General features: G+C 62.1%; 18 protein-coding genes and 1 pseudogene. 10 read left to right on the forward strand and 9 right to left on the reverse strand.

All coding sequences use genetic code 11. The features are described from left to right. Positions 1-793: gamma-glutamyltransferase (locus VL202_RS23485; protein WP_325466474.1), on the forward strand; the 793-nt coding region annotated here is incomplete at its 5' end. Positions 794-888: 95 nt separating this feature from the next. Here the strand turns inward: VL202_RS23485 and VL202_RS23490 are convergent. The 7 genes from VL202_RS23490 to VL202_RS23520 all read right to left on the reverse strand — a co-directional run bounded on the left by VL202_RS23490 (position 889) and on the right by VL202_RS23520 (position 9,486). Then, positions 889-2,589, reverse strand: a complete 1,701-nt coding sequence (locus tag VL202_RS23490; protein ID WP_325466475.1) for a glycerol-3-phosphate dehydrogenase/oxidase — start codon at positions 2,587-2,589, stop codon at positions 889-891. A gap of 14 nt (positions 2,590-2,603) precedes the next feature. Next, positions 2,604-4,127 carry an FGGY-family carbohydrate kinase gene (locus tag VL202_RS23495; RefSeq protein WP_325466476.1) on the reverse strand — a complete coding sequence of 508 codons (1,524 nt, stop codon included), beginning with the start codon at positions 4,125-4,127 and terminating at the stop codon, positions 2,604-2,606. Positions 4,128-4,202: 75 nt separating this feature from the next. Then, entirely contained in the window at positions 4,203-5,036 is an 834-nt protein-coding gene (locus tag VL202_RS23500; protein WP_414692938.1) for a DeoR/GlpR family DNA-binding transcription regulator, read from the reverse strand. A 151-nt stretch (positions 5,037-5,187) separates the two neighbouring features. Further along, positions 5,188-6,135, reverse strand: a complete 948-nt coding sequence (locus VL202_RS23505) for a D-ribose ABC transporter substrate-binding protein (RefSeq protein ID WP_325466478.1) — start codon at positions 6,133-6,135, stop codon at positions 5,188-5,190. 120 nt (positions 6,136-6,255) lie between these two features. Then, positions 6,256-7,296 (reverse strand): ABC transporter permease, encoded by a 1,041-nt coding sequence (locus tag VL202_RS23510; RefSeq protein ID WP_325466479.1) that lies wholly within the window; start codon positions 7,294-7,296, stop codon positions 6,256-6,258. A 10-nt stretch (positions 7,297-7,306) separates the two neighbouring features. After that, the gene (locus VL202_RS23515; protein ID WP_325466480.1) at positions 7,307-8,848 is read right to left on the reverse strand and encodes a sugar ABC transporter ATP-binding protein; all 1,542 of its coding nucleotides are present in this window, start codon (positions 8,846-8,848) and stop codon (positions 7,307-7,309) included. Next, the gene (locus VL202_RS23520) at positions 8,845-9,486 is read right to left on the reverse strand and encodes a DUF2291 family protein (protein ID WP_414692939.1); all 642 of its coding nucleotides are present in this window, start codon (positions 9,484-9,486) and stop codon (positions 8,845-8,847) included. The genes VL202_RS23515 and VL202_RS23520 overlap by 4 nt, the downstream gene beginning before the upstream one ends. An 812-nt stretch (positions 9,487-10,298) precedes the next feature. Here VL202_RS23520 and VL202_RS23525 point away from each other — a divergent pair. From VL202_RS23525 to VL202_RS23550, 6 genes and pseudogenes are all read left to right on the forward strand, one after another. Next, positions 10,299-11,849, forward strand: a complete 1,551-nt coding sequence (locus VL202_RS23525) for an FGGY-family carbohydrate kinase (protein WP_325466482.1) — start codon at positions 10,299-10,301, stop codon at positions 11,847-11,849. A gap of 65 nt (positions 11,850-11,914) precedes the next feature. After that, entirely contained in the window at positions 11,915-13,426 is a 1,512-nt protein-coding gene (locus VL202_RS23530; RefSeq protein ID WP_325466483.1) for a glycerol-3-phosphate dehydrogenase, read from the forward strand. Positions 13,427-13,435: 9 nt separating this feature from the next. Next, positions 13,436-14,371, forward strand: coding sequence for a TIM barrel protein (locus VL202_RS23535; protein WP_325466484.1), 936 nt, complete (start codon positions 13,436-13,438; stop codon positions 14,369-14,371). A gap of 112 nt (positions 14,372-14,483) precedes the next feature. After that, complete coding sequence (locus VL202_RS23540; RefSeq protein WP_325466485.1) at positions 14,484-15,428, forward strand: sugar-binding transcriptional regulator; 945 nt, start codon at positions 14,484-14,486, stop codon at positions 15,426-15,428. A 92-nt stretch (positions 15,429-15,520) separates the two neighbouring features. Then, a pseudogene (locus tag VL202_RS23545) lies at positions 15,521-16,213 on the forward strand (DeoR/GlpR family DNA-binding transcription regulator); the annotation flags it as partial. A 439-nt stretch (positions 16,214-16,652) separates the two neighbouring features. Beyond that, a complete protein-coding gene (locus VL202_RS23550) occupies positions 16,653-17,312 on the forward strand; it encodes a BA14K family protein (protein WP_325466487.1) in 660 nt (219 codons plus the stop codon). Here the strand turns inward: VL202_RS23550 and VL202_RS23555 are convergent. After that, a complete protein-coding gene (locus VL202_RS23555; RefSeq protein WP_325466488.1) occupies positions 17,309-17,773 on the reverse strand; it encodes a truncated hemoglobin in 465 nt (154 codons plus the stop codon). The genes VL202_RS23550 and VL202_RS23555 overlap by 4 nt on opposite strands. A gap of 174 nt (positions 17,774-17,947) precedes the next feature. On the opposite strand from VL202_RS23555, the gene VL202_RS23560 reads away from it, so the two are divergent. Further along, on the forward strand, positions 17,948-18,172 hold the full coding sequence (locus tag VL202_RS23560; protein ID WP_325466489.1) for a hypothetical protein: 225 nt from the start codon (positions 17,948-17,950) through the stop codon (positions 18,170-18,172). A gap of 40 nt (positions 18,173-18,212) precedes the next feature. On the opposite strand, the gene VL202_RS23565 is transcribed toward VL202_RS23560, so the two are convergent. Continuing rightward, positions 18,213-20,036, reverse strand: coding sequence for a chloride channel protein (locus VL202_RS23565; protein ID WP_325466490.1), 1,824 nt, complete (start codon positions 20,034-20,036; stop codon positions 18,213-18,215). Positions 20,037-20,237: 201 nt separating this feature from the next. Between VL202_RS23565 and VL202_RS23570 the strand changes: the two genes are divergently transcribed. Beyond that, positions 20,238-20,657 carry a helix-turn-helix domain-containing protein gene (locus tag VL202_RS23570; protein ID WP_325466491.1) on the forward strand — a complete coding sequence of 140 codons (420 nt, stop codon included), beginning with the start codon at positions 20,238-20,240 and terminating at the stop codon, positions 20,655-20,657. Positions 20,658-20,680: 23 nt separating this feature from the next. Continuing rightward, on the forward strand, positions 20,681-20,860 hold a 180-nt coding region (locus VL202_RS23575), incomplete at its 3' end, for a hypothetical protein (protein WP_325466492.1).

Consider the following 20,860-nt stretch of genomic DNA (forward strand, 5'->3'; position numbering starts at 1 on the left):
GATGCGCCATGCCTATGTCGATCGCAACTCGGCACTTGGCGATCCGGATTTTGTCGAAAACCCGGTCGAAAAGCTGACCGACAAGGCCTATGCCGCGGAAATCCGCGCCAAGATCAATCCGTTCAAGGCCGGCATTTCGAAAGATCTGATGCCGAAGGGCATGGGCGAAAGCACCGAGACGACGCATTACTCGATCATCGACAATGACGGCAATGCGGTGGCCGTCACCTATACGCTGAACGGTTCGTTCGGCGCCGGCGTCGTCGCTGATGGCACCGGCATCCTGCTCAACAACGAGATGGACGATTTCACCTCGAAACCCGGCTCGCCCAATCTCTATGGCCTGGTGCAGGGCGAGGCCAATGCGATCGAGCCGAAGAAGACGCCGCTGTCATCGATGAGCCCAACGATCATTTCGAAGGACGGAAAGCCCTTCATGGTCATCGGCAGCCCCGGCGGTGCCCGCATCATCACCATCACGCTGGAAGCGATCATCAACGTCATCGACCACGGCATGAGCATCCAGGAAGCCATCGACGCTCCACGCATCCACCATCAGTGGCTGCCGGACAGGGTTTACATGGAGCCCTATGCGCTGTCGTCCGACACGCTGAAGCTCCTGACGGAAATGGGCCACGACGTCGGCATCGACTCCAGCTGGCCGATCTGGGGCCAGGCCGCCGGCATTCTCGTCGGCGGCAAAAATCTGGCGGAAATCGACGAAGGAGGCGGTGCTCGCTACAATGGCGCGATGGACAGCCGGGCGGCTTCGGGGGCCGCTCGGGGATACTGAAGTATGAAGCGCGGGCCGGGTGCAGGACGGCGTGGTTCCCCGAAAGAAGGCCCGTCAGGGGGACCGGCCTTCCCTGGTTTTCACATACCAGCGGATCACAGATGAACGCGATTGAACTGTTTCAGATGCGCGCAAACCACAGCGACTTCCTCTGCCCGTCTCTCCTCGTTCCATCCGAGTGACGTCGCGGCAATGCGCGAAATCTCATCCAGGGCTTCGGCGCTCAAACGCCCCTCGATCGCCAGCGTCGTGCGGCGCATGACGATGTCGGCCAGATGCTCCACCATTTCGTGGCGGGCGATCCAGTCGATCTCGGCAGCGCTGTAGCCACTCACATGCGTGAGTTCCGTCTCCCCTACTCCACCGGCGGCAGCGTCTTTCATGACCAGATCGGCGGTCGTGCCGTAGCGGGAGAGCAGCATGGAAACGCGTTGCGGAGCAAGGCCGGTCTTCGTCGCACGAGCGGCGATCCAGGCCTTGCGCGCCGCGTCGTCGACCGGGAAATCCCGGCCGCCGCCGATCGCCAGCATCTGGGTACTCGTGGTCCGTGCCCTGACGAGCCGGGCGAGGATCGTATCGGCAACCTCCTCGGCAAAACCGCGAAACGTCGTCCACTTGCCACCGACCAGCGAAACGATCGGGAAAGGCCGGTTCGCCGCCGGCTCCAGAACCGGGGCGGAATGGTCGCGGCTGATCAGGCCGGGTTGACTGGCATCGGAGGCCGGCAGCGGCCGGATGCCGCTATAGGCATAGACGATCTGGTCGCGGTCGAAATGCAGCCGTGGAAGCAGCGAACGCAGGCTGGCGATGAAATAGTCGATCTCATCATCCTCGCAGCGCACGTTTTCCGGATCGGCCGCCTTGATATCGGTCGAGCCCACCAGTGCAAGCCCCAGATATTCGTAGACAAGGCAGATGCGGCCATCGTCGGCCTCGAAATAGATCATCCGCCCCTTCAGGCTGCGGACGAGATCGGGATGGCTGAGCAGGATATGCGACCCCTTGGTGCCGCCGATCAGCCGGCTCTCCGTGCCGAGTGTCGCATTGACATCATCGATCCAGGGGCCGGCCGCATTGACGACCAGGACACCGCTCGCCTGCCATTCTCTGCCTGTGGGATCTCGGAAGGAAAGTGCGCCAGCCTGTTGGCCGAGCAACGTGGTGAAATTGGCGGCGCGCGCGCCCGGACGGGCGTCGAGGCCATCCCTGACCAGTTCCCATACGAGCCGCTCCGGCCGGCTGATCTTGGCGTCGTAATAGATGCCGCCGGCGACGATGCGCGGCGTCACTTCGGGCATTTCGGCAAGCGCCCGTTTCCGGAACATGAACTGGTGCTTCGGCATCACCCGGTGGCGGGCGCCGTAGAGATCATAAAGCGCAAGGCCGATCTTGATCAGGATCGCGCCCCGGCTGCGCGGCGCCGTGGTCGAGCCGAACAGGGTTCGCAGCGCCGCGAAGGCGCCCTTCATCAGCGAGAAGGACGGGATGAAGGTGGCCAGCGGCTCGACGCAATGCGGCGCGTTGCGCAGCAGCAGGTTGCGCTCCAGCGTCGATTGGGCGACGAGACCAAGCTCGCCGGTTTCGAGATATTTGATCCCGCCATGGATCAACCGCGAGGGGGCGGCGCTGGTGCCGGAGCCGAAATCGGCCTTGTCGACGATCAGGCATTTGATGCCTTGCAGGCAGAGATCCCGAAACAGTCCCGCCCCGTTGATACCGGCCCCGAGGATGATCACGTCGAATTTTTCGATTGTATCCGAATCGGCGCGCACGTCGTTTTCATTCACGTCAGTCATGGCATGCATCCTGTTCACTGTTCCGAACCACCGAAGCGCCGTAGCCTTGGCCACAGCGGCTTCATGGCGTTGGCAAGGTCGAGGAACAGCTGGTATTTTTCGTCATAGGCCTGGCTGCGATCGGGATCCGGCTGATAGACCGTCTCGATCGAGGCGAGATCGCGCGGATCGGCGGTCGGCGAGGAAAACAGCCCGACGCCCGCGCCGGCGCAGAGCGCCGCGCCCCAGGCAGCCGCTTCTTCCGTCTTCGTCGCGGTGACCGGCATGCCGAGAATATCGGCGAACAGACCGGCCATGGCCGGATTGCGGGAAATGCCGCCCGTCAGCCGCGCCGTCTTCGGCCCAAAACCATCCTTCAAGGCATCGACATGGATGCGATGGTTGAACGCAATGCCTTCCAGCACCGCCCGGACCAGATCACCGCGATCATGCCAGGCGTTCATGCCGGAAAATCCGGCACTCGAAGCTCCGCCGAAGGGCGAGCCGAACAAATAGGGATGGAAGAAGACGCTGGATGGACGGTCACGCGCGGCCTCGAATTCCTTGCCGAGGATCGCATGGATGCTGTCGCCCGCCGCTTCCGCCTTTATGGCATCGGCGGCGCAGAACTGGTCGATGAACCAGTCGTAATTGGCGGTCGAAGCCGGCGAGATCGACATGTTGTTCCATTCGCCCGGCAGGATGCCGTTGCGGCAGAACCAGCGCGCATCCACCTTCGGCGCGCGTGAAACCGTCTCGTTGATCGAATAGGTGCCGGCAATGACGGCGATCATGCCTTCGCCATAACCGCCCATGCCGAGCGCAGATGCCGTGACATCATGCAGGCCGGCGACGACGGGTGTGCCTTCCAGCAGGCCGGTCAGCCGCGCAGTTTCAGTCGTCACGCCGCCGACGACCTCGGTCGAGCCGGTCATGGGCGGCTGTTTGCCCGAGAGGTCCTGAAGTCCGAACAGGGCAAAGGCTTTGCTGGAATAATCCTGCGTCCGCACGTCAGTGAAGGAGGTGCTGGCCTCGGTGCGGTCTGTGCCGATGGTGCCGCAGAGGCAGAAACGCAGCCAGTCCTTGGCGGCAATGAAATGCGCGATCCGGGCGTAGCGTTCCGGCTGGCGCTCGCGGATCCAGGCGAGAAGCGCCGACGGGGCTGACGCATGCGGTTTCTGGCCGGTCAGTTCCAGCGAGCGGTTTCCCACATCGCCCCGGTTCCAGTCGTCGGCGAGTTCCGTGGCACGGGTATCGAGCGAGACGATTGCCGGGCCGAGCGGACGCCGGTCGCCGCCAAGCAGGTAGATGCCATCGCCATGCGCGGTCGCGGCGATCGCGACGATGTCGGAGGCCGGACGGCCGCAGGCAGCCACCGCCTCGCGGATCGCGTCAGCCGTCGCCGCCCAGAGCCCGCCCATGTCGCGCTCGACATGCTGCGGCTCCGGGATCAGTTGCGGAACGCGCCGGCGCGCGGTGGCAAGCGCAGTTCCGCTTTCATCGAAAATCACGGCCTTGGTGACGGTCAGGCCGCTGTCTATACCCATGATGCAGGGCATACGTTTCTCCATTCTCCAGACAAGCGGCGAAACGCATCGGCAACCGCGCAAAGTCCGCGAACGGACTGCCGGGTCCTACCGTTCCGCGTCCGCCACCACGACATTGATGCCCTTCGACCGCATGCGCGACAGATGGGAAATCGGCGTATCCTCATCGACGATAACGGCATCGAATTCATTGAGCGTCGCGAAGTGATGCAGCGCACGCCGCTCGAACTTCGTATGGTCGGCCAGAAGCACGCGCTTGGCCGCACTTTCGAACATGGCCCGCTTGGTCTCGACCGTCTCCGGTGACTGGTGGAACACGACGTCATCGACGATCGCCGATAACGACATGAAGACGGTATCGGCCCGCAGACGACGGATCTCGTTCACCGTGATGTGGCCCATGAAGGCATTGCACCAGTGATAGAACTGGCCGCCGAGACCGATGAGATTGAGGTCGTTCACATCCTTGAGCTCGTTGATCAGCACGAGCGAATTGGTGATCACCGTCAACGGCACCTTGGCCGGCAGCAGCGAAGCCATTTCATGCACCGTGGTCGCGTCATCGAGAAAGATTGCCTGGCCGGGCTCGACGAAGCTCATAGCAGCGCGGGCAATGGCTTTCTTTTCTCTGGCCTGGCGCGTGGCGCGATAGGCGTCGCTGGATTCGATCAGGCTTGTCGGAGCGGCGGATACGATGCCGCGCGTCTTGCGAAACAGGCCTCGACTGACGAGTTCATCGACATCGCGGTGCGCGGTCATCAGGCTGATGCCGAAACGTTCCGTCAGATCCTCGATGCGAAGCGAGCCCTCGGCGATCACGGCTTCGGCGATGAGCTGGCGCCGGACAAGCTGGCGCGCGTGCCGGCTGTCGCTCGGCAACGCTTCCGAAAGCAATTCCTTGACGTCGACTTTCTTGTTCACGGGGAGCCCTGCCATGACTTCGAGGATAGGAGGTTCGTATCTCGTATCGGGCGACAAGGAAAATGCCAAGCGCGGTCGAAAATCCCCGCGATGGGCCCGGGGCGGGAATCGGAAACGGGAAGCGCCCTTGCGGACGCTTCCCGATGCTCGCTTATTCGCTCAGGACGAACGGAGCCGTGTACTTGTCGATATTGTCCTTGGTGATCAGGAGGCAATCGAACAGCTGCTTTTCGGTATCGACACCGGTGGAGCCGTTCTTGATCAGGTTGTCGGCCTGCTTGACGGCAGCTTCCGAGAACACGGCAACCGGCTGGAGAACAGTGTACTGCAGTTCACCGGCCTTGATGGCGGCAACCGCGTCCGGCGAACCGTCGAAGCCGCCGACCTTGACCTGGTCGAGCTTGCCGGCTTCCTTCAGGGCAGCGATGGCGCCGAGGGCCATTTCATCGTTGCCGCTGATCACGCCGATAATGTCCGGATTTGCCTGGAGCATCGACTGCATCTTGTCGTGGCCCTTGGTGCGATCCCAGTCAGCAACTTCCTTGGCGGCCTTTTCCAGATCCGGATACTGCGTCAGGACGGTTTCGTAGCCGTTCGAACGCGTCGCGGCGTTGTTGTCGGAGGGAGCGCCGAAGAGTTCGACATACTTGCCCTTCTCGCCGACAGCCTCGACCCACTGCTGTGCACCGATAGCAGCGCCCTGGGCGTTGTTCGAGACGAGCTGAGCCTTGGCAAGGCCTTCCTGGTTGATCTCGGCGTTGACCAGGATGACCGGGATGCCGGCGGCAACGGCCTTCTTGACCGCGCCGACCGAGCCGTCAGCGTTGGCCGGGTCGAGGATGATCGCGACCGACTTGTTGGTGATCGCGGTATCGATCAGGTTGCTTTCGGTGTTGGTATCACCCTTGTGGGCGCCGACATTGGCCGTGTAGCCAAGTCCTTCAGCCGTCTTCTTGGCAACTTCACCTTCCGTGAACCAGTAGGGGTTCGACGGATCGTTGACGATGACGGTGATCAGGCCATCGGCCCAGGCAGAGCTGAACAGCAGCGGCATGACCGCAGTTGCTGCAAAGAGTACCCGCATACCTTTTTTAAACATGATCTCACTCCCTTTGTTGAGTCCGGTTACGCCGATTTTCGGCAATACTTTCCGCTGCCGGGCCACTCGGGTGGCCCGCCTCTCCCGGCAACGGTCAGTTGGTGTCAGTCGTCGCTGTTTTCAGCGGCGACCGTATTTGACGCTGTTCAGAAGAACCGCGGTGACGATGACGGCGCCGGTGAAAACCGTCTGCCAATAGGCAGAGACGCCGATGATGACGAGGCCATCCGAGAGGAAGCCGATGACGAAGGCGCCGAGCATGGTGCCGATGACCGTGCCGCGACCACCCGTCAGCGCCGCACCGCCGATGACGACAGCGGCGATCGCCGTCAGTTCATAGGTGGTGCCGGCGGTCGGGCCCGCCGAGGTCAGCTGCGAGGAGAGAACCAGGCCGGCGACAGCGGCGCAGATACCGGAGAGCACATAGACCGTGATCTTGACCCGCTTGACCGGGACACCTGAAAGCTCCGCAGCGCGCTCGTTGCCACCGGACGAATAGAGCCAGCGACCGAAAGCCGTGCGCGACAGCAGAATATGGCAGATAACGGCGAAGGCCAGCAGCACGAGCACGCCGATCGGCACGCCGCCCAGGCGATTGAAGCCGAGCCAGTCGAAACCGGTATTGCCGAGTTCCGGGCGGCCGCCGAGATTGTTGTAGGTCAGGCCGTTGGTCATCAGAAGCGCTACGCCGCGGGCGACATAGAGGACGCCGAGCGTGGCGACGAAGGCGGGCACGCGCAGATAGGCGATCAGCACGCCATTCACCGCACCGACGACGGCACCCATAAGGCAGGTCACCAGGACAACGATCCACACTGACGGATAGAGGATCACGCCGAGTTGCGGGATCGTCACGCCCTGCATCAGGAAGCCGGCGACGACACCGGCAAGTCCGAGCGACGAGCCGACCGAGAGGTCGATGCCGCCGTTCAGGATGACCAGCAGCATGCCGATGGCGAGCAGGCCGAAGATGGCAACGTGAGAGGCCATGATCAGGAAGTTGCTGACTGTGAGATAATTGGGCGACATCAGCGAAAAGACGATGACGATCGCGATCAGCGCAAAGAAGGCACGCCCCTCGAACAAAAGCTCGACCATGCTTTTCTTGCGCTTGCCGGCACCGGGCGCGGGCTTGCTGTCAATGGTAGTTGTGACTGACATGTTCGTGCTCCTAGTGGGCAACCACAGCCTCGCCCGAGGCGGCCATAATTTGTTCCTTGGTCACGTCGGGACCGAATTCCGCCGAAATGCGACCGCGCCGCATGACGATGATGCGATGGGCGATGCTCAGGCACTCGCCGACTTCCGATGTCGTGTAGATCACCGCGAGACCCTGTTTGGCGCGCTCGGCCAGGAGCTTGAACACCTCCGCCTTGGCACCGATGTCGATGCCGCGGCTCGGCTCATCGAGCAGAATCACGTCCGGCTGCGTCGCCAGCATCTTGCCGATCACGACCTTTTGCTGGTTGCCGCCGGACAGCGAGCCAATCGCGGCACCGGCGCCATCGGTCTTGATGTGAACCTTGCGAATGGAGTCCGTGACAAGGCCGGCTTCCCGCGAGAAGGACGTGAAAAGGCCCCGCGTGAAGGCGCCGATGCTGGCCAGCGACAGGTTCCGGCCGACTGTCATGGTCTGGATCAGGCCGTCGCGCTGGCGGTCTTCCGGCACCAGGACGAGGCCATCGCGAATGCATTCGGAGATCGTCTGGCCGGTCACGTCCCTGCCCTTCAGCACGACCTTGCCCGCGGTCGGGCGCAACCGTCCGGCCACGCATTCCAGGAGTTCCGTGCGGCCGGCCCCCATCAAGCCGTAGATGCAGACGATCTCGCCCTCACGCACCGAGAGAGACAATCCATCGACGGCCGAGTAGCTCGCACCGGCCGGATCCGGCACGGTGATCCCCTCGATCGAGAGCGCCACACCGCCCTTGTCATAACCGGTCGGCGGCGAGCCGAGGTCGAAATTGTCGCCCACCATGTGACGGACGATCCATTCGAGGTCGATTTCCTTGCGCTCGGCATAGGCGGTCATCGCGCCGTCGCGCAGAACCACCGCATGATTGGTGATCTGCAGCGCTTCTTCCAGGTGATGCGAGATATAGACAATCGAGACACCTCGGCTATTGAGGTCGCGGATGACCTTGAACAGCACCTCGACCTCCGAGGCCGACAGCGCCGAGGTCGGCTCGTCCATGATCAGGATGCGCGAATTGACCGACAGGGCGCGGGCAATTTCGACGATCTGCTGCTGGCCGAGACGAAGCTCCTCGACCGGGGTCAGCGGGTCGATGTCTTCCTCGAGATCCTGCATCAGCCGGCGCGTCTGCCGTTCTTCCTCGGCAAAATCGACGCCTGTCGCCATCATGATTTCGCGCCCCATGAAGATGTTGTCGCGAACATTCATGTTCGGCGCGAGACTGAGCTCCTGATGGATGATGGAGATGCCGTGGTCGCGTGCTTGGGAGGATGACGCGAAAGAGATCGGCTGCCCATCAAGAATGATCTCGCCCGATGTCGGCGGGATAACACCGGACAGGATTTTCATCAGGGTCGACTTGCCGGCGCCGTTCTCGCCGAACAGCGTCGTCACCTGACCGCGGTGGATATCGAAATTCACGCCCTTCAGGGCATGGATATTGCCATAGGCCTTCGCCACGTTGCGGGCGGCAAGAACGACCTCATCCTTGTGGCTGGAGGCACCGACTTCGCTCATTTGACGTCGAGCCTCACAGGGGTAACGATCCAGCTCTTTGGATTGACGAGCTTGAAGACGCCGACGACCGAGATCGTCTTGCCGGCCAGCGCATTCGGGTCGATGCCGCCCAGAACCACCTTCTTGACCTCGTTGTTGATCGCCGAGCCGGCATCCTGGAATTCGATCTGGTTGGTGAACTGGCCAAACTCGATCCTGCCGGTGGCATCGCGTAGATCTGTGCCGTTGAGCGCCGGCCCAGTCTGGACGCGAACGGTCAACTCGGGAGACAGTCCTTCGACGGCGACGATATTATAGTTGGACTTGCGCTCGCCGACGACGCCGGTGAAGGACACCGGGATCACCGGGCCGGTCGATGTCGCGACGCCGTATTTTTCGCCAGCCGCCTTCTTGTCCGCCGCGATCGCCTTGGAGAGTTCGGCACCATCGACGGCGCGCTTCTCGACATCCTGCCTGATGATCGGGAACTGTTCGGCGCCGAATGCGACCGGCGAGAACTTCCGCTCCTGGACATCATGTTCCGAACCGATCCCGACGACTTTGGTGTCGAGCGCCATGGCGCCGAGCAGCACGACCACGGCGGCGATGCCGGCCCAACGGGATTTCCACACGGGCTGAGATTTTGATTTCGCGTTCATTGTCATATCAGGCGACCTTGGCTGTGACGGTCAGATTTTCTCGGAGGAGCCGGGCGCATCCAGACAAAGAGGGGACGCGGACAGTGCCCCCCCTTCTCATCGAAGGATGAGGCGCAGGCGAAATGGCGCCAACGAGATGCGGCGCAATCCTTGATCCGAAAAACATCATGACATCCTCCCAAGGACGGCACCAGCGAGATCTCCTCATCCGCCCGTGCTGCATTGCAACACACCTACCGCAGTTGCGATATTTATGCGTTATATGTCGCACAACATATGTTAAGTTAACACGGACTGTCAACCGCATCTTGCCGACTATTTTTTGGCAATCCAAGAATCTGACAATGCCGTTCAAATTATTTCCCGGCGATGAATTTTGCCTTCCTGCGCCGATCGCCTAGCGAACGAAAAGCCTTTACCCGCTCTCAAGAAGCGAGAAAATCATTGCCATTTTTATGTATAACCATATGAAATTTACTGATTAAAATTTGTCGCAGTCGTTTTCGTCAGCCATTCGCCTTCTGCGACAAACCCGACCGCGACCAACACATGGGAGATGCGCGCAAAGCTCCACCCGCCGGGAACGCACACTCCTCTCACAACGGATTTTATATGAAAGAAAATTCTGAGCCAGTAAAATTTTGCGCGACATATGGTATGTTTATGTTATATTTGTTTTGAAGACGCGGGAGGATCGCGTTCAGTCCGTTCGAAGGCATCACAAGCCGCATGGACAGCACATCCTTCAGAGAGGTTTCAGGAGGGACACATGCGTGGTTTCGAGATGATCGGGACGGCCGTAAGGGCTCGGCATGACTGAGCGAGGGGACCTGATCATCGGCATCGATGCCGGCACTTCGGTGATGAAGGCCGTGGCATTCACGCTCTCCGGTCAACAGGTCGCGAGTGCTTCGGTGCGCAACACCTATCACACGGGCGAGGATGGCGCGGTGACCCAGTCGCTGCCCCAGACCTGGCTCGATTGCACACGCGCCCTGCGCGGCCTCTCCGACAAGATCGAGCATCTGGAAGACCGTACCGCCGCGATCGCCGTGACCGCACAGGGCGATGGCACCTGGCTCGTCGGCAGCGGCAACCAGGCAACCTCCGACGCCTGGCTCTGGCTCGACGCCCGCGCGGCCCCCACGGTGGAACGGCTGTCAGGTTCGCAAAGTGACAGGGCGCGTTTCGAAGCCACCGGCACAGGCCTCAATACGTGCCAGCAGGGCGTACAGCTCGCGCATATGGACCGTCATTTCCCGGACCTGCTCAATCGCGCCGAAACCGCGATGCACTGCAAGGACTGGCTCTATCTCAACCTGACCGGCGTGCGTGCCACCGACCCGTCGGAAGTGAGCTTCACCTTCGGCAATTTCCGCACCCGCCGGTATGACGATGACGTGCTCGCCGCGCTCGGCCTCTCCCATCACCGCTCGCTGCTGCCGGACGTCATCGAGGGCACCGAAACCACCCATTCGCTGACCGCCGAGGCGGCCCAGGCCTGTGGTCTTCGGGCCGGCACGCCGGTTTGCCTGGGTTATGTCGATATGATCATGACCGCGCTCGGCGCCGGCGTGCGCAGCGAAGGCCGCAACGCCGCATGTTCGGCGATCGGCTCAACCGGCGTTCACATGCAGGCGAAATCGGTGTCCGACGTCGTGCTCAATGCCGAGCGGACCGGCTATGTCATCACCCTGCCCATTCCCGGCATTGTCACCCAGGTCCAGACCAATATGGGAGCGACGATCAATCTCGACTGGCTGCTGCAACTCGGCGCCGATCTCCTGGGCGAGTTCGGCGAGACCGTCGGGCTGAACGAGATGATCTCCCGGGTAGACGGCTGGTTTGTAAACAGCAACCCGGGCAACATTCTCTATCACCCCTATATTTCCGAAGCTGGCGAGCGCGGTCCCTTCGTCAATGCGCGAGCACGGGCGAACTTCACCGGCCTGTCGAGCCGCCACCGGTATCCCGATCTCGTCCGAGCCGTCGTCGAGGGGCTTGGCATGGCGGCACGGGATTGTTATGCCGCGATAGGACCGTTGCCGACCGAACTGCGCGTCAGCGGCGGCGCCGCCCGATCCGCTGCCCTGCGCGGCACGCTGGGAGCAGCCATTGGCGCCCCGGTTCGTGTCAGCGCCCGCGAGGAAGCCGGTGCGGCTGGCGCCTCGATGATGGCAGCTGTCGCGATCGGCGCCTATCGCACCATGGACGATTGTATCGAAGATTGGGTGACCCCGCAGCTCGGTGCGGCCGAACAGCCGCAGGCCGACAATACCGAACGCATGACACGCCTCTACGCCGCCTACCGCGATGTTCTTGCCGGCATTACGCCGGCCTGGGACATTCTGGCGGCCCGTTGAATTCACTCGATAGCGCGCCGCCACTGTCCTCGACGGTGACCGACGGCGCAGGGAAGGAGCAAGACATGAGCGAATCCGAGACCTATGACCTCTTCGTCATCGGCGGCGGCATCAATGGCGCCGGCATTGCCCGCGACGCGGCGGGTCGAGGCCTGAAAGTCGTTTTGTGCGAGAAGGACGATCTGGCCGAGGGCACGTCGTCACGCTCCGGCAAGCTCGTTCATGGCGGCTTGCGCTACCTCGAATACTACGAATTCCGCCTGGTGCGCGAAGCGCTGATCGAGCGCGAGGTGTTGCTCAACGCCGCCCCGCACATCATCTGGCCCATGCGCTTCGTGCTGCCGCATAGCCCTGAGGATCGCCCCGCCTGGCTCGTGCGTCTCGGCCTCTTCCTCTATGACCATCTCGGCGGCCGCAAGAAGCTGCCGGGAACGCGCATGCTGGACCTGAAGCGCGATCCCGAGGGTATACCGATCCTCGACCAGTATACGCGCGGCTTCGAATATTCCGATTGCTGGGTGGATGACGCCCGTCTCGTGACGCTGAACGCCATCGGCGCCGCCGAAAAGGGCGCCTTGGTTCTGACCCGTTCGCCCGCCGTCTCCGCCCGCCGCGAAAACGGCGGATGGACCGTCACGACCAAAAACGCCACGACCGGCGAGACCCGCACCTTTCGCGCCAAATGTCTGGTCAACTGCGCCGGCCCCTGGGTTTCCGACATCATCAACCGCGTCGCCGGCTCGAACTCGTCGCGCAATGTGCGCCTCGTCAAGGGCAGTCATATCATCGTGCCGAAATTCTGGGCGGGCGCGAACGCCTATCTCGTGCAGAACCACGACAAGCGCGTCATCTTCATCAACCCTTACGAGGGCGACAAGGCGCTGATCGGCACGACCGATATCGCCTATGAGGGCCGCGCCGAGGATGTATCGGCCGACGAGAGCGAAATCGACTACCTGCTGAAGGCGGTGAACCGCTATTTCAAGGAGAAACTGCGCCGCCAGGACGTGCTGCACTCCTTCTCCGGCGTGCGGCCGCTGTTCGACGACGGCAAGGGCAACCCGTCCGCCGTCACGCGCGACTATGTCTTCGACCTCGACGAGACCGGCGGCGCGCCGCTGCTCAATGTGTTCGGCGGCAAGATCACCACCTTCCGTGAACTTGCCGAGCGCGGCATGCACCGGCTGAAGCACATTTTCCCGAACATGGGCGGCGACTGGACGGAAAAGGCCCCGCTTCCGGGTGGCGACATGCCGAACGCCGATTACGAGACCTTTGCCAACAGTCTGCGCGACGCCTATCCCTGGATGCCGCGCAAGCTGGTGCAGCACTATGGCCGCCTCTACGGAACCCGCGCGAAAATCATTATCGGCAATGCCAACAGCCTCGAAGGCCTTGGCCGGCATTTCGGTGGCCAGTTCTACGAGGCGGAAGCGCGTTACCTCATCGCCAGCGAATGGGTACAAAAGGCCGATGACATCCTTTACCGTCGCACCAAGCACTACATTCACTTGTCGGACGCGGAACGCGCTGCTTTCGTCGACTGGTTCAACACCGTCCGCCTTGCCGCCGCCTGAGGTTATCGAATGCCGCTGACGCTCTCACTCAACACCAATCCCTTGGTCAACCGCTTTGCCGACCCGGATGATCTCATCGAAACCGTTGCACGCGACCTCAAACTGCGCGACCTGCAACTGACGCATGAATTCATCAATCCGAGCTGGAGCGCGCCGACCATTCGTCGCCTGACGCGCCAGATGGATGCCGCCCTGCAGCGGACCGGCGTGCGGGTCACCTCGGGGATGACCGGCCCCTATGGCCGCCTCAACCATTTCGGCCATCCGGATGCCGACGTCCGGCGTTACTATATCGACTGGTTCAAGACCTTCGCCGACATTATCGGCGATCTTGGGGGCACGTCGGTTGGTACCCAGTTCGCGATCTTCACCTACAAGGACTACGACGATCCGGTGCGGCGCGAGGACCTGATCAAGATTGCCATCGACTGCTGGGCCGACGTGGCCGAGCATGCCAAGCAGGCCGGCCTCTCCTATGTTTTCTGGGAGCCGATGAGCATCGGCCGCGAGTTCGGCGAGACGATTGCGGAATGCATCGCGCTCCAGGATCGCCTCACGGCTGCGAAGATGGCCGTTCCCATGTGGATGATGGCCGATATCGACCATGGCGACGTCACCTCCAGCAATCCCGACGATTTCGAGCCCTATGCCTGGGCGCGCGCGGTGCCGACGGTCTCGCCGATCATCCACATCAAGCAGAGCCTGACGGACAAGGGCGGACATCGCCCGTTCACCGCCGAGTTCAACGCCAGGGGCCGTATCCATCCCGAACCGCTGCTCAAGGCTTTCGCCGAGGGTGGCGCGCTGGACAACGAAATCTGTTTGGAGCTGTCCTTCAAGGAGCGCGAGCCGAACGATCGGCAGGTCATTCCGCAGATCGCCGAAAGCGTCGCCTTCTGGGCGCCGCATATCGATACGGGCGCGGCCGATCTCAGGGTCGGCTGACCTGCCTGCATCCGACGTTGACCCAACGCACCGTCGGACAAATCCGAGGCTTGTACAAGCGCTGGTCTGGCGGCTATCGATTGTATTCCCATAATCGAGCAGGATGGCGTCGATGGCTGACAATGAAGAATCCCTCGCCATCCGGGCGGCCTGGCTGCATTATATCGGCGGATTCACCCAATCTGCCGTGGCGAAGCGGCTCGGCATTTCCTCGGTCAAGGCGCACCGGCTGATCTCACGAGCGGTCGCCGACGGTGTGGTAAAGGTGACGATCGATGGCGAGATTGCCGACTGCGCCAAATTCGAGGTCGATCTCGCCACCCGCTACGGGCTGCAATATTGCGAAGTAGCGCCGGATGTCGATGACGACGGGCTTGCGCTGACCACGCTCGGCCATGCCGGCGCCGATTTCCTGCGCCGTGAAGTCGAGCGCGACGACGTCCGCGTCGTCGGGATCGGCCATGGCCGCACGCTCTCGGCCGCCGTCCGGCAATTGCCGCGCATCAATGCCAGCGGCACCCTTTTCGTGTCGCTGCTCGGCGGCCTGACGCGCAACTATGCCGCCAACCCCTATGACGTCATCCATCGGCTGGCGGAGAAAACCGGAACGCAGGCCTATGTGATGCCGGTGCCTTTCTTCGCCAATACCGAAGAAGACCGTGAGGTGCTGCTGTCGCAGCGCGGCGTCAACGAGATTTTCGATCTTGCTGCACGCGCCGACTTGAAGCTCGTCGGCATCGGCACTGTCGATAGCCAGGCGCATCTCGTCCAGTCCGGCATGTTGCAACCGGATGAACTGGAGGAAATCGCCGCACTCGGCGGGGTCGGCGAGTTGCTCGGCCATTTCTTCGACCGCAAGGGCCGCATCCTGCAGACGTCGGTCACGGCGCGCACGCTCGCCGCCTCCTTTTCGGACAAGGGGCCCGATCGGATCGTCGCCATCGCCGGCGGGCCGATGAAGACGGAGGCTATCCGCGCCGTTCTCCATAGCAACAAGCTTCACGGCCTGATCACCGACGAACGGACGGCTCGCGAACTCCTGTTGCACGATTCGTGACCGGAATCACAAAATCACACTTTGCATGTTATAATTTCCCGCAATTGACGATATAGATTCCCCACGGCGGATGATCGGCCCGGAGGACGACAGTGAAGCGCGACGAACGCAGGCAGGGTATCATCAATCTTCTGGTTGAGAGCCGCGCGGTCGATCTCGACGATCTCGCGGCACGCTTCGCGGTTTCGAAGATGACGATCCATCGCGACCTCGACGATCTCGAACAGGCCGGCGTGTTGCGCAAGGTGCGGGGCGGTGCGACGATCGACGCCGGCACGCAGTTCGAAAGCGACTTTCGGTTCCGCGAATTGCAGGAAGCCGACGTCAAGCGATCGATCGCCGAAGCCGCCGCAGAACTGGTCGAGCCCGGCATGACGGTGATGATCAACGACGGCTCGATGGCCGCCGTGCTCGGCGATGTCCTTGCCCGCAAGAAGCCCATCACCATCATCACCAACAATGCCGCCATCATGGAGCGCAACAAGGGCGAGAATGGTGTCACGCTGATCGGGCTTGGCGGGGTCTATTCCTCGAAATTCAACGCGTTTATCGGCATCGTCACGGAAGAAGCCCTGTCGCGGCTGCGCGCCGACATCGCCTTCGTCTCGACGCCGGCCGTCTCCGGTCGGCTTGCCTATCACATGGACGAAGCGGTGGTCCGCACCAAACGCGCCATGATTGCCTCATCCCGCCAGAGCTGCCTCCTGATCAACAGCCGCCGCTTTGGCCACACCGCACTGCACGTCTTTGCCGATCTCGGCGATTTCGACACCGTCATCTCCGACAAACCCCTGCCCTCCGAGACGTCGATCGAACTCGGCGACGGGGCCACTGTGGTCAGGATTGCCGTTTCGCCTACCGGGCAAGACGGAAGTACCATCGCCGCAAGGGAGCTTGACTGAAGGCGCGCGCGGGCGGGCAAGGCGCCTTGTCGGCTTGTGGCCCGCGAAATCCGGCAGCCAGGGGTCCGTTGGGGCGTCCATACAGGATTGTCCAACGCGTCAACAATTAAACTCACGCGAAGGCCGTCCTGGACTTTGGTCCTGTTCGCTCCGGAAAAAGGACCTGTGCGTACGATATCGGCCCTTCCTTCGGGAACCCGGATTCACCCCTTGCGTTTCACTGCTGAACACCGATCGTGGATCCACGGCCCGCATTTGAGACTTATACGCGCTGTTCCGGATCGAGCGCGACGGAAGGTGTGTGAAATGCAAGGAGCAGGTCATGCAAGGCAACCTCCTGCCCATTCTGGGCATCACCCTGTCGGTTACGGTCGCTGCCGGCAGTGTTCTGGCCATTCCGGCCGTTCTGCCCGATGCGGAACCGAGCACGCTGAACAGCATGGATATCTCTTCGCTGTGGACAGCGCGACCAATAAAGATCGATCCGAGCAAGCAGCATTTCGAACGCCTGCCGGCCCGGCCTGTCCCGCAACAGGAAACGGCCGACGCGCTTCCCGTGCTCGACGGGATCGTCACCAGTGCCGTTTCGTCCGGCATGATATGGAGCGCGCCCGCCGGCTCTGATGATTATGATCAGGAACCTGCCGGCCTGCCGACCGACAGTGTCGACATGGCCCGGATCGCATGGTGCAGCGAGCGATACCGGTCCTACCGGGCATCGGACAATACCTTTCAGCCCTATACCGGCGCACGCCGGCCATGCGAACCGCCCGTGACAATGGCGGTGCAAGAGCTGATAACGGAGGCGAAGCCCCGGCCCGGCAATCTTCCCCAGCACGCATCGAACACCGTCGAAAATGCTGACACGCAGGACGCCCATCTGCAATGGTGCTTCTCCCGCTACCGCTCCTTCGATCCGGCCGATAACACCTATCGTGCCTATAGCGGCGAAATCCGGTCCTGCGTCTCGCCCTATATCTAACGTTTCAAGGCGGGATCGTCGAGCGCCGGATTGTAGAACAGCGAGAGAGAAAGGCTTCGGGCGATCCGCTCTGCGGTTTCCATGAACCAGGCCTTCGCCTGCGGGGATGGAACGACATCGTCGAGCGTTGCGGAAAACAACGCCAGCCATTGCGGGAAGAGTTCCGGCGTCATGTTCGCGACACCGAGATGCGCCTGGACCGGTTTGCCGCCATAGGCGCCGCTACGCAAGGCGACGGACGACCAGAAACTTTTCATCTTTTCCATATGCTCGGGCCAGCGCCCCGCCAGCCGCGCGTCAAAGACCGGACCGAGTTGCGGATGCGATTTCACCCGCCCGTAAAACGCATCGACCAGCGTTTCGATCAACGCATCATCTATACCGATCTCGTTCATTTCCTTTTCCGCCCGCTCGCGGATTGCCGCGCTGTTGAAGGCGCGCGCCTGTAGGTTCTCGTCCATGGATCATCCATATCGTCCGCACCGGCGGACCACTGACCTTTATATAGGCATCGTCGGGAACCGACGCCACCAGAAGGCGTCGAAAGACGACAGGCATTCCGTCGCAGCCCGGACGATCTTGATTTTATATCGCAACACGATATATTTAGAAATCCCTTCAAAGGAGAAGTGCCCATGTTCACGGACAAGCCATCATTGCATTCTGAGCCTTCGGAAACGGAGAACGCCAGCCGGTTGAGCCTGCTGAAACAACAGCTGGACGAGCGCCTCGCATTGCCGAGGACCAGCGGCTGGCGGATCCTGCCGCTGGAATGGCGATACGACTTCGCGCTGCTGTTCGACCAGGCCCGCGGCTGGATAACCTATATCGACCGCAGCTACAACACCAGGTCCAACTAACCGAATATCCTTTCGGAACGGGCCTGGCGTCGAGACGAGTTCAGGCCTGACCAGTCTTCACGGGGGCCGTCTTCCGCAACCCGAGATAGGGCTGGCGCTCGTTTTCGAGCGTGTTGGCGGCGTGACGAATGCGCAGCATGTCCTTGCGCGCTACCAACCCGAGCAACCGGCCCGTCTGTGGATCGACCACCGGAATGCGGCCAACATCGGTCGCCAGCATCAGATCGGCGACATAGCCGATCGTATCGTCGGGATTTGCGACCGGAACCGATGTGTCCGAGACCCGATCGTCGAGGCTCTGGTCGGCCAGCGCGGGATCGCGCTGCCAGCGCAAGGCATCGCCGCGCGACACCAAGCCCTTCAACTCTCCCGCCGTGTCGACGACCGGATAGATCCGGTGCGTTCGCTCGGTGTTTGCAAAGAAGACCGAGGCTTCGCCGACGCGCATCGCGGCCGGAAGCGTATCAACATCGGTGATCATGATATCGCGGGCGCGGGTATATTCGAAGGGATCGATGCCGTATTCGCGGGTGATGTGCTGGCCCCTGCGGGCGATCTTCTCCGTCAGGATCGACCGGCGGAGAAGCAGCACCGTCACGGCGTAAGCAGAGATCGTCGCCACCAGCAGCGGCAGCAGGCTCGAAATATCGCCTGTCAGTTCGACCGCGAAAAAGGTGCCGGTCAGCGGCGCGCGCATCGTTCCGCCCATCATCGCCGCCATGCCGAGCAAAGCCCAGAAGCCGGGATCGCCGGGAAGCAGCAGCCCGATCAGCCAGCCGAGCGTCCCGCCGAGAATGAGGAGCGGCGCCAGCACACCGCCCGACGTGCCGGATGACAGCGACACCAGCCAGATGACGGCCTTGACCAGCAGGATCGTCAGCACGGCTTGCGGCAGAAGGCGGTTGTTGAGGACGCCGTCGATGATGTCATAGCCGACGCCGAGCGCGCGCGGCTCGATCAGGCCGCCGAGACCAACGACGAGGCCGCCGATGGCCGGGCACCACATCCAGTGGATCGGCAGCGCGTCGAAGGCATCCTCGATGCGGTAGAGCAGTGTTGTCAGCAGCCCGGATTGCAGGCCGGCGATAATGCCGACAAGCGCGCAGAGCCCGATCCCCCACCACGGCAGGTCCATATGGAACTGTCGCGGGAAAAGCGCGCCCGCCTCGAACAGGAAGGGACGCCAGCAGGCCGAGATGCAGGCTGCAAGCGCAACGGGAATGAAGCTTCTCGGCTTCCATTCGAATAGTAGCAGTTCGACGGCAAGCATCACGGCGGCGATGGGTGAACCGAAGATTGCCGTCATGCCCGCCGCGGCCCCGGCCACGAGAAGCGTCTTCCGTTCGGCGGCACTCATATGGAAACACTGGGCGAACAGAGAGCCGATCGCACCGCCGGTCATGATGATCGGCCCCTCGGCGCCGAACGGACCGCCCGTGCCGATGGAGATCGCCGAAGACAGAGGCTTGAGGATGGCGACCTTCGGCGACATCCGGCTTCCGCCGATTAGGATCGCTTCGATCGCCTCCGGAATGCCATGGCCGCGGATTTTTTCCGATCCGAAACGGGCCATCAAGCCGATGATCAGGCCGCCGATGACGGGGATAACGACCATCCAGACAGAACGCGGAGCCGCCGCAGGCGACGTGACAGCAAGGCTGACTTGTCCGAACCACGCGAGGTTGGTGACGAGTGAAATCAGGCTGACCAGCAGTCTTGCGGCAAACGCGCCTCCCGTTCCGACGACCAGCGCCATGCCGATCAGGGCGAGAACGCGTCTATCCGTCGTGAAATCTCCGGCTTCGCGCCGGGCGAGTCCGCCGGTGAAGTCGTGCGGTGGGTATTCGGTCTTCTTGAGCGGCATGGTTCTTCCGTTGATGCAGCGTTGCGATGGCCGCAACTACATCGTACTACGATATAAATCAACACGCGGGACGAAGACAATTTGCCACGAAGGATGGTCTGCCAGGCGAACCTGCGGTAAGCCGGGCAAAAGCATCTTGCGCGGAAGTTGGGCGCCCGATGATACGGCGTGGCCGGAATGCCAATCGCGGGAGAATGAAGAATGGCGAAAAGCAGGCTCAGCGATGCCGATTACGAGGCTCTGTCCAACCTGCGCTATACGTTGCGCCGCTTCATGGATTTCAGCACCTCCGCCGCCCAGGTCAAGGGTCTGCCAGCCCAGCAGCATCAGGCCCTGCTTGCAATCCGCGGGCATCGCGACGAGGAATCCATGACCGTCGGCAAGCTGGCCGAGCGGCTGCTGATCGCGCCGCACACGGCAACGGAACTGGTGAACCGCCTTGTTTCCGCCGGCTACGTGACGCGCAATTCCGACCCGGCGGACGGTCGACGCCAGACGCTGGCCCTCACCCAAAAGGCCGACGACATCCTCGAGCAACTCTCCGCCATCCACCTGACGGAGATTCGCGAAATGGCGCCCAAGCTGATCGACATCCTCCGCGCGATCGAGTCCGAGCGGTAGCCCCGATATCTGCGATCTCGCCGATGAATGACACTGATTTTTCGACGGTTGTCACATGCGTGGGCAATGATACGCTGTCAGGCGGCCTCGGGATCGACAAACCGGTCAGCGGCGCGGACGACGACATCTTCACCAAGGCCGGCAGTCTCGGCGACCTCGCTGCGTCCGCTTTCCATATCGGCACCAGGGGCCACGATACCAAC

It is taken from the genome of Pararhizobium sp. (genome assembly GCF_035497515.1).
Classification (GTDB): Bacteria; Pseudomonadota; Alphaproteobacteria; order Rhizobiales; family Rhizobiaceae; genus Pararhizobium.

Coding starts and splice junctions, on each gene's coding strand:
- VL202_RS23490 (WP_325466475.1), bottom strand. CDS start 2,589: ATGACTGACGTGAATGAAAACGACGTGCGCGCCGATTCGGATACAATC.
- VL202_RS23495 (WP_325466476.1), bottom strand. CDS start 4,127: ATGCCCTGCATCATGGGTATAGACAGCGGCCTGACCGTCACCAAGGCC.
- VL202_RS23505 (WP_325466478.1), bottom strand. CDS start 6,135: ATGTTTAAAAAAGGTATGCGGGTACTCTTTGCAGCAACTGCGGTCATG.
- VL202_RS23510 (WP_325466479.1), bottom strand. CDS start 7,296: ATGTCAGTCACAACTACCATTGACAGCAAGCCCGCGCCCGGTGCCGGC.
- VL202_RS23515 (WP_325466480.1), bottom strand. CDS start 8,848: ATGAGCGAAGTCGGTGCCTCCAGCCACAAGGATGAGGTCGTTCTTGCC.
- VL202_RS23520 (WP_414692939.1), bottom strand. CDS start 9,486: ATGAACGCGAAATCAAAATCTCAGCCCGTGTGGAAATCCCGTTGGGCC.
- VL202_RS23525 (WP_325466482.1), top strand. CDS start 10,299: ATGACTGAGCGAGGGGACCTGATCATCGGCATCGATGCCGGCACTTCG.
- VL202_RS23530 (WP_325466483.1), top strand. CDS start 11,915: ATGAGCGAATCCGAGACCTATGACCTCTTCGTCATCGGCGGCGGCATC.
- VL202_RS23535 (WP_325466484.1), top strand. CDS start 13,436: ATGCCGCTGACGCTCTCACTCAACACCAATCCCTTGGTCAACCGCTTT.
- VL202_RS23540 (WP_325466485.1), top strand. CDS start 14,484: ATGGCTGACAATGAAGAATCCCTCGCCATCCGGGCGGCCTGGCTGCAT.
- VL202_RS23550 (WP_325466487.1), top strand. CDS start 16,653: ATGCAAGGCAACCTCCTGCCCATTCTGGGCATCACCCTGTCGGTTACG.
- VL202_RS23555 (WP_325466488.1), bottom strand. CDS start 17,773: ATGGACGAGAACCTACAGGCGCGCGCCTTCAACAGCGCGGCAATCCGC.
- VL202_RS23560 (WP_325466489.1), top strand. CDS start 17,948: ATGTTCACGGACAAGCCATCATTGCATTCTGAGCCTTCGGAAACGGAG.
- VL202_RS23565 (WP_325466490.1), bottom strand. CDS start 20,036: ATGCCGCTCAAGAAGACCGAATACCCACCGCACGACTTCACCGGCGGA.
- VL202_RS23570 (WP_325466491.1), top strand. CDS start 20,238: ATGGCGAAAAGCAGGCTCAGCGATGCCGATTACGAGGCTCTGTCCAAC.